General features: G+C 40.0%; 10 protein-coding genes and 1 tRNA gene. 1 reads left to right on the top strand and 10 read right to left on the bottom strand.

All coding sequences use genetic code 11. From position 1 onward, the window contains the following. Positions 1–79: 79 nt before the first annotated feature. The 10 genes from EAI83_RS13755 to EAI83_RS17335 all read right to left on the bottom strand — a co-directional run bounded on the left by EAI83_RS13755 (position 80) and on the right by EAI83_RS17335 (position 11095). On the bottom strand, positions 80–985 hold the full coding sequence (locus EAI83_RS13755) for a ParB/RepB/Spo0J family partition protein (RefSeq protein WP_129975768.1): 906 nt from the start codon (positions 983–985) through the stop codon (positions 80–82). Next, positions 975–1760: a ParA family protein gene (locus EAI83_RS13750; protein ID WP_129975766.1), complete on the bottom strand. Its 786-nt coding sequence runs from the start codon at positions 1758–1760 to the stop codon at positions 975–977. The genes EAI83_RS13755 and EAI83_RS13750 overlap by 11 nt, the downstream gene beginning before the upstream one ends. 14 nt (positions 1761–1774) lie before the next feature. Continuing rightward, the gene (locus EAI83_RS13745) at positions 1775–2740 is read right to left on the bottom strand and encodes a ParB/RepB/Spo0J family partition protein (RefSeq protein WP_055160129.1); all 966 of its coding nucleotides are present in this window, start codon (positions 2738–2740) and stop codon (positions 1775–1777) included. Positions 2741–3066: 326 nt separating this feature from the next. Further along, positions 3067–3140: transfer RNA gene (locus EAI83_RS13735), tRNA-Arg, on the bottom strand. A gap of 373 nt (positions 3141–3513) precedes the next feature. Then, entirely contained in the window at positions 3514–4389 is an 876-nt protein-coding gene (locus tag EAI83_RS13730) for a DUF3881 family protein (RefSeq protein ID WP_021650156.1), read from the bottom strand. A gap of 33 nt (positions 4390–4422) precedes the next feature. After that, entirely contained in the window at positions 4423–5718 is a 1296-nt protein-coding gene (serS, locus tag EAI83_RS13725; RefSeq protein WP_015526534.1) for a serine--tRNA ligase, read from the bottom strand. Positions 5719–5762: 44 nt separating this feature from the next. Beyond that, entirely contained in the window at positions 5763–6284 is a 522-nt protein-coding gene (locus EAI83_RS13720) for a DUF4446 family protein (protein WP_015526535.1), read from the bottom strand. A gap of 8 nt (positions 6285–6292) precedes the next feature. After that, complete coding sequence (locus EAI83_RS13715; protein ID WP_129975764.1) at positions 6293–7225, bottom strand: ParB/RepB/Spo0J family partition protein; 933 nt, start codon at positions 7223–7225, stop codon at positions 6293–6295. Beyond that, positions 7225–7992, bottom strand: coding sequence for a ParA family protein (locus tag EAI83_RS13710; RefSeq protein WP_129975762.1), 768 nt, complete (start codon positions 7990–7992; stop codon positions 7225–7227). The genes EAI83_RS13715 and EAI83_RS13710 overlap by 1 nt, the downstream gene beginning before the upstream one ends. A 2926-nt stretch (positions 7993–10918) precedes the next feature. Continuing rightward, positions 10919–11095, bottom strand: a complete 177-nt coding sequence (locus tag EAI83_RS17335; protein WP_015526538.1) for a hypothetical protein — start codon at positions 11093–11095, stop codon at positions 10919–10921. Positions 11096–11491: 396 nt separating this feature from the next. On the opposite strand from EAI83_RS17335, the gene EAI83_RS13705 reads away from it, so the two are divergent. Further along, entirely contained in the window at positions 11492–11941 is a 450-nt protein-coding gene (locus EAI83_RS13705) for an SseB family protein (protein WP_129975760.1), read from the top strand. Positions 11942–12523 lie beyond the last annotated feature (582 nt).

Below are 12523 nucleotides of genomic sequence, written 5' to 3'. Positions count from 1 at the left end.
GAATTACAAAAGTCAAATGATAGTGAAACTCTTTTTGCCCGTATCAACCACCGCTTAATCCGGTTGTATGAGATTATCCTTAACAGGACTGTTCCTGCATCCATTTTTCTAATAATGATTCAATCACCTGCTCCATATCTTTGGCTGTATAATCATCCGGAAAGTACTTTGTTAGTTTCTTTTCCGAGAATGTGAGAGACCGAGATACTTTCTTTGCCATCACACAGTTATTGAAAATTGATAACATCTGAATCTGATTGATTGGCCCATCATTCAGTTGATTTCTGAGTGATGCAATCTGTTTTGGCTTGATAAATCCAGTGTCGCTAATATATTCGTAAATCCATTCCTGTACTTCCTTATCGATATAGGAGATATTAACAGCAACCGTGAACTGAAGCTTTTTGTTATCTACCAGATCAAGAAGTTCCGGAATTAACTCTGTCAGTCGAATGTAACGCTGAATCTGTTTATAACTTTCACCTGTCCCATCCGCAATTGCTTCCGTTGTTCTTTTGAACTTTGGGACATTTTGTCCCAAAGTCAAGTCTGTCCGAGAACCTTGGTGTTTCATGGCCTCTTGTTTCATTTTGTAAGCAAAAGCTTTTTCACTCGGCAACAATTCCTCTCGCTGAATGTTAGCGTCCACCATCACCACAATGGCATCATCATCTGATAATTCTCTTACGATTGCCGGAATAGTTGTAAGTCCTGCAAGCTGTGCTGCATGCATTCTTCTGTGACCGGATACCATTTCATATTCTTCATTTTCATCCATGCGAAGCAATACCGGTGTCAGTACTCCATTGATCCTTACACTTTCAACCAGATCCTGCATCTTTTCATCATCCAGCACCTTGAACGGATGATTTTTAAACGGATGGATCTTACTGATCTCTATCTCCATTGCAGATTCTTCATTTACCACACCAAGCAGTTCATCAATGCTTGCCAGTTTAATCTTTTCGCCGCTTCTATTTTTCATTTTTCAAAACCTCCTGTGTTAAGTTCTTATATGCTTCGGCAACTTTTCCTTTCGGACAGTGCATGTAGATGCTTTTTCCCTCTGCACTGGTTTCAGCAGCTTTTACAGACATTGGAATCACATTTCCAAATACCTCGATCTGACTTCCGTAGGTTGTATGTACTCTCGATGCAATATCCTTTGCGTAATTGGTTCTGAAATCTACCATGGTCAGGAGAATGCCCTCAATCGCCAGTTTCCGGTTCAGTCTTTTCTTTACTGTAAGAATGGTCTTGATCAGCTGCTGAAGTCCTTTCACCGGCAGATATGCGGCTTGCACAGGTATCAGCACAGAATCGGACGAGACCAGTGCATTGATTGTCATCATACCAAGGCTCGGCATACAGTCGATCAGGATATAATCGTATCGGCATCGTATCGCATCGATATATTCTTTCATGATCATTTCTCTGCTCATAACATTTCCCATCGTTACTTCCAGTGCGGAAAGCTCAATATTTGCCGGGAGAAGATCTACATTTTCCTGGTGATGTAAAATCCCATCTTCCAGAGAGATTTCTTCTTCGTTGATGACATCCATCATGATCGTTGCCAATGTGATGCGAAGATCATCCGGTTCCTCATATCCAAGACTTGCGGTTAAACTTCCCTGTGGATCCGCGTCGATCAGCAACACTTTCTTACCTTCTCTTGCCAGTCCAATGCCTACATTTACGGTTGTGGTGGTCTTTCCGACGCCACCTTTCTGGTTTACTACGGATATAACTTTACACATGATTTCTTCCTCCTTTAACTTTCCCATGATTCTTTTTTCCATAATTTCAACAGTGCCAGTATTTCCCGTTTCATCATTGCCGGTGTATAAGAATTTGGAAAATACTTGTGCAACTGCTCGTTTGTGAATGCCACTCTTGTGATCTCACCCTTTTTCACTTCACACATGATCTCTTCCATCTTTTCCAGTGACAACTGTTTTTCTTTACTCAGTTGCCGGATCCTCTGGGCCTGTGAGAGTGATGGGATTGCCTGTGCATACTCCATTGCTACAAGCAGTTCTCTTTGTTCTTTTTCACTTAATGCAGCTATCTCTACAGCCGGACAAAAAGAAATAATCTCATCATCCAGTTTCTGCAACATCTCCGGTATCAGTTTTGTCAGTGAGATATAACGCTGCACCTGTTTTGGGCTATCACCACAATCTTCACTGATGATTTCTATTGCCCGCTTTCTTGGTGTTTTGTGGTCAACTTGGCTCTTTTTTCGACCACTTTTTCTTTTTAATACGTCATTCTTCAGTTTGTAAGCAAAAGCTTTTTCACTGTAGCTGATCCGTTCTCTGTGAAGATTGGAATCTACCATGCTCAAGATGGAATCATCTTCACTTAATACCCGGATAATCACCGGTACTTTACGATATCCCAGTTTCTCCGCAGCATGTTTTCTTCTGTGGCCGGATATGATCTCATAGTAGCCATCCGGTACTGGTCTGACGATCAGCGGATTTAAAATGCCATACTTCTCAATGCTTTCCTGCAAAAGAAACATTTCCTTATCATCTTTTACCTGAAACGGGTGCTCTTTGAACGGACGAAGACGCTCAATCTCAATTTCTATGATTCTTTCTTCGTTTTCTCCTGATTGTCTGTTTGGCTCAGTCATCTTGACTCCTTTCCTCCAGGATTCAGGAAATAAAAAATGCCTGCCTGGAACTTTTATAGATAGTAAAGTTCCAAACAGACATTGCTGTTTGACCATTAGCTGTAGCTAATAGAATTGAATACTGTTTCAGCTAATTCATGTTTGCAGGTTTGGGAGAGATTGTTTCTTTTCCCGCCTTTTCTCTGATTTACATCCCCGAATAAGGGGTGACAACGGAGCGGAACCCAAATGTTAGCTGGACTTCCTAAAACCCATGTTTGCAAACCGGTAATTTTGATTAGCTGTCAGCTAACAAAAATCGGATTGCGTTAGCTGGAAATTGATCATTTTGAATGGAATTTTGTGTCACGAACGTGATTTGAAAATAACAAAAGCGTTCGTTGTCAGCTAATCCAGCTAACATTTTCGAACGCTTTGAAGCCCGTCGCCAAGAGGATTTGAACCTCCGACCCCTCGCTTAGGAGGCGAGTGCTCTATCCAGCTGAGCTATGACGACACATGCCGCAAACCCTTGATTTTACTGGGTTTCTGGGATTTTTCCCTTCGGCCATATATAAGATATCAACTCTTTTTCGAGTTGTCAATCTACAGATTTTTTTGATTTGGTAACATTAGAACGTTCCCCAATTTGGGGAATGCTTTGTTGTCACCATTAGCATTTTTCAGAATAGATTCGAACTGAAAGTTGTTTTTCATTTTTTCCCTTTGGGGAATGCCTCGGCTTTCCCTTAGGAGGCGAGTGCTCTATCCAGCTGAGCTATATGGACATATATGGTTGTGAAACATTTCGAACACTTCCAAAAGTTTCACAACCATTATTTTACTATATTTATTTTGAAATTACAAGAATTAATTCTAAATTTGAAAACTTAATAGTGCAGCTGACCCTGCAGCCAGATTGTTCCTTTGAAGCGGCGTCCAACTGCCGGTTCACCGAGAAGATCTTTGCTGTTGATGCAGATATCAAACTGTATATCATTGCTCTCTATAGTCATCTGGCAGATTTCTTCACCTGTCAGGATATTCTTAAATTTCATGATATCCAGAATCTCACCAAGAACATTATACTGATCACATTCGATTCCATAAGGCATGAAATAAGAGTCCACGATCGTGAGAACATCATCTGTAACAATTCTCTGGGAAATCATGGAGTAAGTATCCATATCCTCCATTGTAAGGCTCTCCATAGCTTCCTCATCACCATTACGCGCTGCTGCGATCAGATTAGTCCTGTTTTTGGAAAGTTCTCTCTCCACCTTTACCGCTTCCTTATCCTTCTGCAGCGGAAACAGGATCTTTCCCTCAGAAGCCAGACCGGAAACCGTCACCGGACGGTCCCCCGGGTCTTTCAGGCCTTTGTATTTCTCCTGCATATATTCTGCCAGATTCTGCAGATAAAAGATCATAGTCACGCCAATACGCAAATCATCACATGCTCCTGCATAAGATTCCTTATCTGTATGACGTTCAACAGTCACTTTTTCCTTGGATGTGATTCCTGTTCCCCTGAAAAATGGGAAATAATATTCCACGTGAAACTCACCGTTCTCATCGTACTGACCACAAACGCTGATTCCACAGTCACAGCCATAATTCTTGGAAAACTGTACAAATACGCCTTCCGGATGATTTTCCACGCAAACCTTTTCATCGTAGCTTGCGATCACATCACGGATGATCTCTTTTATTTCACTTCTTCTGGTAATCTGTGAAAAACCAACGGTCTTTAAATAACTGTGCACAAGAACACCTCCCTGAAAAAGCCTGCGTTTCTCTTACGCGCGTGTCTTTTTCTCAATCTTTGTCATACCGCCCATATATGGCTGCAGAGCTTTTGGAATGTTTACAGATCCATCTGCATTCAGGTTATTCTCCAGGAAAGCAATGAGCATTCTCGGAGGTGCTACTACTGTATTGTTTAATGTATGAGCAAGATATTTCTTGCCATCTTTGCCGTTTACACGGATTTTCAGACGACGTGCCTGTGCATCTCCAAGGTTGGAGCAGCTTCCTACCTCAAAGTATTTCTTCTGACGTGGAGACCATGCCTCAACATCGAGGGATTTTACCTTAAGATCAGCAAGGTCACCGGAGCAGCACTCAAGCGTACGAACCGGAATATCAAGAGAACGGAACAGATCTACTGTATTCTGCCACAGCTTGTCGAACCACATCTTACTCTCCTCTGGCTTGCAGACAACGATCATCTCCTGTTTCTCGAACTGATGGATACGGTAAACACCTCTCTCCTCAAGTCCATGAGCACCTTTCTCTTTACGGAAGCACGGAGAATAGCTTGTAAGTGTCTTCGGAAGCTCTTCCTCCGGAATAATCTGGTCAATGAATTTACCGATCATGGAATGCTCACTTGTTCCGATCAGGTAAAGATCCTCACCCTCGATCTTGTACATCATAGCATCCATCTCCGCAAAGCTCATAACGCCTGTAACAACATTGCTTCTGATCATGAAAGGTGGTACGCAGTAAGTAAATCCCCGGTTGATCATGAAATCTCTTGCATAGGAAATTACTGCGGAATGAAGGCGTGCGATATCACCCATCAGATAATAGAATCCGTTACCGGCAACACGTCTTGCGCTGTCAAGATCGATTCCATCAAAATTCTCCATGATATCTGTATGATAAGGGACTTCAAAATCCGGAACAACCGGCTCACCAAATTTCTCAATCTCTACGTTCTGGCTGTCGTCTTTACCGATCGGTACAGAAGGATCGATGATGTTCGGGATCACCATCATATCTTTCAGAAGCTCTTCCTCAACCTCTTTCTCTCTCTGAGAAAGTTCCTCAATACGAGTTCCGGATGCAGCAACCTGTTTTTTAACCTCTTCTGCCTCTTCTCTTTTTCCCTGGCCCATAAGAGCACCGATCTGTTTGGAGATCTTGTTTCTCTCAGCACGGAGAGCCTCAACCTCCTGCTTAATCTCTCTGTTTTCTTTATCAAGTTCGAGAACCTTGTCAACCAGCTCCAGTTTGCTGTCCTGGAACTTATTGCGGATATTCTGCTTTACAACCTCCGGATTCTCTCTCACAAACTTAATGTCTAACATGATATTCCTCCTGTATTAAAAATATTCTTACTCTTTGCAGTTTTTTATTCCTTCTCAATCTCACCAAGTCCAAAGTTTACTGCTTTTCTCAAAGCTTCCACTTCTTCCTGACTAAGTACAACATAGGACTCACCTTTTACGATCTCCTTTAAATAAAGGAAACAGTTATCGCGGCTGTGAACCGCATTCAAGATCAGACCCGTATTGTTTTTATCAAGAAGCGCCAGTGCAAAGCTGAGTTTTCCACCTACATCATCAAATGCATCATACTTTTCAACGCCATATTTGCTGAACATTACATTCATATTTTTTTTGATAAAGCTGATGTCATGATCATGATCTTCCTTTGCTTCATACAGCCGGTCGATCTGTGCAAATTTTCTTACAAAAACTTTTTCCAGTGACTGTGCATCTCCGCCTCTCATAAACATCTTGTACTTCCGTTCCAAACGGCTGAGACGCATATTGCTACTCACCACATTGATCAGAAGAATGATGGTAAGGATCAGCAAAACAATGATCACAATCCCGGAATCAATTCCCATGCTTTCAAAAATCCCGCTCATTCTGCCTCCTATCTGATAGATTCGAACAGATCAATGATCCTCTCCAGTTCATCTCTGGAATAATATTCAATTTCAATTTTACCTTTGTTGTTTTTCTTTCGCTGAATGGATACCTTTGTTCCCATGATACCTTTCATTTTTTCTTCCAGGCTCTCATAAATGGCATCTTCTGCTGTGTTTCTCTCTGTTTTTACTTTTTTCGCAGGAGAAACCAGATTCTTTACAAGTTTTTCCGTCTCACGAACACTGAGTTTTTCATCAAAAACCTTCATGGCTGTTGTTTCCTGAAGAGCTTCATCAGAAATTCCCAGAAGTGCTCTCGCATGACCAGCTGAGATCATATCTGCAATTACCATTTCCTGAACTTTTGAGGAAAGCTTCAGAAGACGCATGGAATTAGTTACTGCAGTTCTGCTTTTGGCAACTCTGTCTGCGATTTCATCCTGTTTCAGGTGAAACTCTTCCATCAGACGTTTGTATGCCATCGCTTCCTCTATAGGATTCAGGTCTTCCCGCTGAATGTTCTCGATCAGGGAAATTTCTACGATTTCCTGGTCTGTAAACTCTTTTACAACAACAGGAACTTCCTTGAGCCCTGCCATCTTGGCAGCTCTCCAGCGGCGTTCGCCTGCAATGATCTCAAAATAATCCTTCTTATCGGATACCAACAACGGCTGAAGAACACCGTACTGTTTAATGGATTCCGAAAGTTCCAGCAGCGCATCCTCATCAAAATGTCTTCTGGGCTGATTCAGATTTGGTTCTACGCTGGAAATTTTCACAAGTCGTTCTGCGGCCGGACTATCTTTTTCAGTTGGTTTGTCTTTTTTTACAGCTGCAGATCTTGTCTTTTTTGCAGGTTCCTTTGACGGACCGCCTGCTTTGTTCGGGATCAGTGCGTCAAGACCCTTTCCAAGGCCTCCTGTTCTTCTTCCAGCCATCACTCGTCCTCCCTGCCTATAACTTCTTCTGCCAGGAGGCGATAACTCTCTGCTCCTGTAGATCGTGAATCGTACAGATTGATCGGTTTTCCATAGCTTGGTGCCTCTGCAAGTCGTACATTTCTCGGTATGATCGTTTTGTATATATTCTGGTCCAGGTTTTCTTTTACATTTTCTACAACCTGAAGTGACAGATTTGTTCTGGCATCATACATAGTAAAGACCACGCCTTCGATCTTCAACCTCTTATTCAATCGGTCTCTTACCAGTTCGATGGTATGTATCAACTGTGATAAACCTTCCAATGCATAATACTCACACTGAATCGGCACCAGAACGGAAGTTGCGGCTGTCAAAGCATTAATTGTAAGCATACTCAGTGACGGCGGACAATCCATGATTATGTAATCATATTTCCGACGAAGTTTATCCGTGATCTTTTTCAGAATAAATTCTTTATCCTCAAGATCAACCAGTTCAATTTCTGCACCGGAAAGATTCATATTCGATGGTATCAGGTCAACATTATCTACAACGCTCTTTATAATGGTATCCTTGGTCTCTGCTTCTCCAAGCAGCAGCTCATAAAGGGTGTTTTCTACTGCATTCTTGTCTGCGCCAAGTCCACTGGTCGTATTTCCCTGCGGATCAATGTCGATGGCAAGAACCTTTTTCCCTTTTTCAGCAAGGCAGGCCGATAGATTGATGGCTGTCGTTGATTTTCCAACCCCGCCTTTCTGATTGGCAACTGCAATGATTCGTCCCATTGTACCCCTCCTTTTTATTTTTTTAAGGGATTTTTACTCATTGGATATCATTATAACACTTTTATTTTTAAACTGCCACATAATGTTTCACGTGAAACAATAGAAAATAGGTTTTGAATTATTTTATTTATTGTGTAGTATACCCAAACTCATTCCGGACTAAACAGAAGTTTGACAGTAACAATACATCGATTATAAAGTCCATCAACTCCGCATAAACTTCCAGTTTTATTTGTTACCAATCAGACTATATATTTTATGCCATAAAAACGTACCAGAAATGAAGTTCCCATTTATAGATATTTTGCTGAAATTGTTCTGATTTATCGTAATCTCGAAAATAATTCGATTTTCTCGGTATAGATATATTATCTTTTATGGAACCTTGCACACTGCTACATAGGCATCGAAATCCCTTTCTTTTACAGCATTTATAGCATTTTCAAATTTTATCTGAACACTAAAAACATTACTATTATTATCAAGCGAACAAAAGTATCTGTAAACGCATTCGCAGTTCTACACTGAATAACTGCTTCGCGATTTACCAAAAGGACTACAAACTACTCTTCCCTGATAAGAAGCAGTTCTTCAACCACTGCTTATCGTTTCTTGCAATTGAAGCCAAAAACAGGGGGGAACTCCTGATTCGAGTCATACAAACAAAAGCATCCGCAGTTGCTACGCAGCTTTACACCGAATAACTGCTCCGCAGTTTATCAAAACTTGCTTGTACTCTTCCTGATACAAGCAAGTCACCAACCGCTGCTTATTGCTTCTTACACTTGAAGCAGGGGAGGGACCTCCTGACTCGATTAAAAACTATATCACGCTACCGTAAAGCGCATATGAGTTGTCGTTGTTACGAAACATTTTTTAAGTCAAGCGGATAAAAACATCCTCCTCACTACTGCTCATAGCTTAATAAATGCTTCGCAGTTTATCAGAAGGAGACTATACTTCTCCTGATACAAGCAAGTTCCCAACCACTGCTTATTGTAGTTCACAATTGAAGCAGGTGAATTACTTGATTCGATTAAAATCTATATTAAACCTACCATAAAACAAATAAACACGAACTACAGCTGTTTTTTATTTCTGCAATTGTCAAAGATGGGGTTATAACTCTTTATTCTTAATCTGTCTTCGGATGATGTTTCACGTGAAACATCATCCGAAGACAGATTATCAAACCAATATTCATAATTGAAGCAAGTGACTTCCTCGATCCGGTTAAAAATGCCATCAACGAAATCGATCCAGGACACGGTTTGACTTGTAACTGCAAGGGTACTGAACAGTTACGAACACATTATAAAATCAATGAGAAATATCAAAAAAATACTCCGATATATTCTCTCTGGCATTATCTGTATCACGAAAGCATGTAAAAAATACAAGAAACTCCATCCACAAAATAATGTGGCTGTTATCTTTATATTCCCCAAAAGCATCTATATATAGTAAATGGAAACTTCTTTTCCCGGAGTGTTTTTATAGTGTGAAATACATGTATCTCTCGTGAAAAAAATATAATATTATGAAACTAGAATTTTCGATTTTTGTTTATTTTATTATGTTTACGAAAGATTTGCGTATTTATTTCATTTTTCTTTCAGTCCTGTTATATATTCGTTATGTACATGTTAACTAAAGACTTTTTCAAGCATAGTTTCATTTTGTAATATCCAATATAAAATGTATCCGAATAAGGTTCCGGCATAGAACTAGCATAAAATAAATTTCACTTAATAGGCTTTTTCTTCTAAATCAAGCCGTAAAACACTTCCCTGCCTTCCCTTTATCCCAGTCATGCGGACAAAAATTTTTTCATTCGATCATAGTTTTACACAAAATAGCTGTTTTACAGTTTATCAGGAAGAGTACAAGTATTTTCCCACCCACAGCTTATTGTTTTTTTTGTAATCGAAGCAGCTACTTTCTTTTATTCGATCAATCAAAATTTCACATGTTTAAAGCAGGAACGGATCTATATTTTATCTTTTTGCCGTATGTGTGCAGGTGCACACTTTGCATTTCAAGGCTTTTTTATGTGTGTATACGTGTAAAGTACGTTTTATCGTACTTTTTTTATTTAAAGTACTATAATTTGTACTTTAATACTTTTTTATTCGTAAATATCCTATTATTTCTATTTATTTGCCAGTATTTTCTTTCATAAAGTCCTTTTTATCGTACTTAACGTTTGTGCTATTATCATTATCATAGTGTTCTCTTCGCAGAAATAATCTCTTATTTCTCTTTATTTCATCCTTACTCTTATATCGTTCTATAAAATCCCCCCATATTTTCCGCCTTACCCTCCGTTTTTTCATATAAATACACATTTTTATTACATTCACTTAACTTATTAATTCCCCATCCAGTTCACAAAAGCATCTAACCGAAATCATGCGGAATACTGATGACAGTATCTGGCAACTCACCTTCAAGTGTGCAAACATATCTATCCAATTTGGGATCAAACGAATAAAAATACCCGTATTCGCTACGCAGTTCTACACCCAATAGCTACTTTGCAATTTATCAGGACCTGCTTACAATGTACCCATAACAGTGGCCACATGAATTAGTGCAGTACCTTGTTTTCAGACATGCCCACTATTCCTTTCCCCGTTTCTAAACGCCGTCGCATTCTTCCTAATACACGCCACCCACTGCTTATTACTTATTACTTATTACTTTTTACTTTTTCGTAATTGAAGCAGGAGACTTACTGTTAACTGGTAATATTATCCTCCGAGTTTTTTTGTGAGCAAAGACCACTGAAAGCCCTGGACATACCATGCAAATTTATGTGATTAGCATAATTTCTGTGCATCGCGAAGTGTATTACCAAGAACGAAGTGATCAGTAATCAGGAAACTTCTTGATTTAATGCAAGCAGATAAAAGCATCCGCTTCACTACTTGCTCATAACCGAATAAGTGCTTCGCAGTTTATCCGAAGGAGCCTGCACTTCTCCTGATGCAAGCAAGTTCCCCTGATTATTGCTTTTCGAAATCGAACCAGGGGACTTATTTGATTCAGTTAAAAACACTTCTTCTCTTGCCTCATTTTCCCCTGAAATGCTATAATCCATAAAGAAAGCATCCGCAAACTCCTTGCAGTTTGCGGCTAATACATTGTTTCGTAAATAACTATACCAATCGCGTGGGATGTGGATTCGAATGTGCAGGTATAAAAATGCAGGCGTAGCTGGCTATGCTGAGGCTTTTAGATCTGTGCAGTCGGATTCACCAACAAGTAATTGGTATAGTTATTTCGAAAACAATGTACTAGTACAGCGAAAATTAAGTTTCTGCTATATTGACGTAGGATGATTTTCTCATATGCAAGGCGAAGGAATGAGGCGTAGCGGTGGCTACGGCGATTGACGACAACGCAGCATATGAAAAATCAGACAAGTCAATATGGCGGTTACTTAATATTCGCTGTACTAGTCATTTATCATCTGATTGAAAGGAATATTTTATACATGAACACCACAAATAATCGCAACGATTTCTATAAAGAACAATTAGACAAGACTTTAAATGGCAATGAAAAGATCGAAACTGCCATTGCAGCACTCCAAAAAGAATCAACCGAAGAAATGCTTGCTCATACTCTCACCGTGATCCGTCACAGAATGCAGGAGCAGGCACAGCTGATCATTGCTGTAGAACCTCCAAAAGGTGATGGAAAAATTTCTCTTCATGCGATCAAAACCAACGATGGAAAGCAATGGTGGGCTGCATTTACCAGCTTTGACGAAGAGTTAAAAGGCAGTGATAAGATCATGTCCACATTTACCGCAGATATTGATAAGATTTTTGCTTCTGCATTGCAAGAACCGTCTGTTGAGGGAGTAATTCTCAATCCATGGAACCGCACACTGATGCTGAACAAAACTCTTATCAACATCATCCTCGGCAATCCTGTATAGCATCAGCTCTGTCGGATAACAAGTCCAATGTTTCACGTGAAACACTTGGTATTTTACTGAAGTATAAAAGCATTCCAGCGGATAACAGCATCCTCTTCGCTACTTGCTCATAATAAAATAACTGCTTTGCAGTTTATCAGAAGGAGCTTTTCCTCCTCCTGATACAAGTAAGTCCCCACCCTCTGCTTATTGCTCTTCGCAATTAAAGCAGGGGATTTACTTGATTCGGTTCAAAATCTGATTTCTATGTATCATGAAGCATATTGGCGATGCTACTGTTCACTGATAATATTCCGTAAGTTTTTTTGTGAACGAAGGCCGCAGAAAGTCCGAAGCCATACCGCACCAATTTATGCGATCAACATAAATTCTTTGCATTACGAAGTGCGTTACTGAAAGCAGAACGAACAGCAACTTAGCGATCATTGCCAAGAACAGAATGGGCAGTAGCGGCAGCATACAATAACAAGGTTAGGGTTCCCACAAAAGCATTGTAAATTTTTCGTTCCTGTCGTATAATAAAGCAAAGAAATATTCAGAAAAAATCAGATCAGATACCTGAATTACGTTACATCTGTCCTG

Origin of the sequence: Blautia sp. aa_0143 (assembly GCF_004167315.1) — a bacterium.
Classification (GTDB): domain Bacteria; phylum Bacillota; class Clostridia; order Lachnospirales; family Lachnospiraceae; genus Blautia_A; species Blautia_A fusiformis.
Note: the sequence above shows the minus strand (reverse complement) of the source record. Positions and strands in the feature narration are given on the sequence as shown.

Excerpts from the sequence above, each read along its gene's own strand:
- EAI83_RS13755 (WP_129975768.1), bottom strand. The coding sequence starts at position 985 with ATGAAAAATAGAAGCGGCGAAAAGATTAAACTGGCAAGCATTGATGAA.
- EAI83_RS13750 (WP_129975766.1), bottom strand. The coding sequence starts at position 1,760 with ATGTGTAAAGTTATATCCGTAGTAAACCAGAAAGGTGGCGTCGGAAAG.
- EAI83_RS13745 (WP_055160129.1), bottom strand. The coding sequence starts at position 2,740 with ATGGTCAAACAGCAATGTCTGTTTGGAACTTTACTATCTATAAAAGTT.
- serS (WP_015526534.1), bottom strand. The coding sequence starts at position 5,718 with ATGTTAGACATTAAGTTTGTGAGAGAGAATCCGGAGGTTGTAAAGCAG.
- EAI83_RS13720 (WP_015526535.1), bottom strand. The coding sequence starts at position 6,284 with ATGAGCGGGATTTTTGAAAGCATGGGAATTGATTCCGGGATTGTGATC.
- EAI83_RS13715 (WP_129975764.1), bottom strand. The coding sequence starts at position 7,225 with ATGGCTGGAAGAAGAACAGGAGGCCTTGGAAAGGGTCTTGACGCACTG.
- EAI83_RS13710 (WP_129975762.1), bottom strand. The coding sequence starts at position 7,992 with ATGGGACGAATCATTGCAGTTGCCAATCAGAAAGGCGGGGTTGGAAAA.
- EAI83_RS17335 (WP_015526538.1), bottom strand. The coding sequence starts at position 11,095 with ATGGATTATAGCATTTCAGGGGAAAATGAGGCAAGAGAAGAAGTGTTT.
- EAI83_RS13705 (WP_129975760.1), top strand. The coding sequence starts at position 11,492 with ATGAACACCACAAATAATCGCAACGATTTCTATAAAGAACAATTAGAC.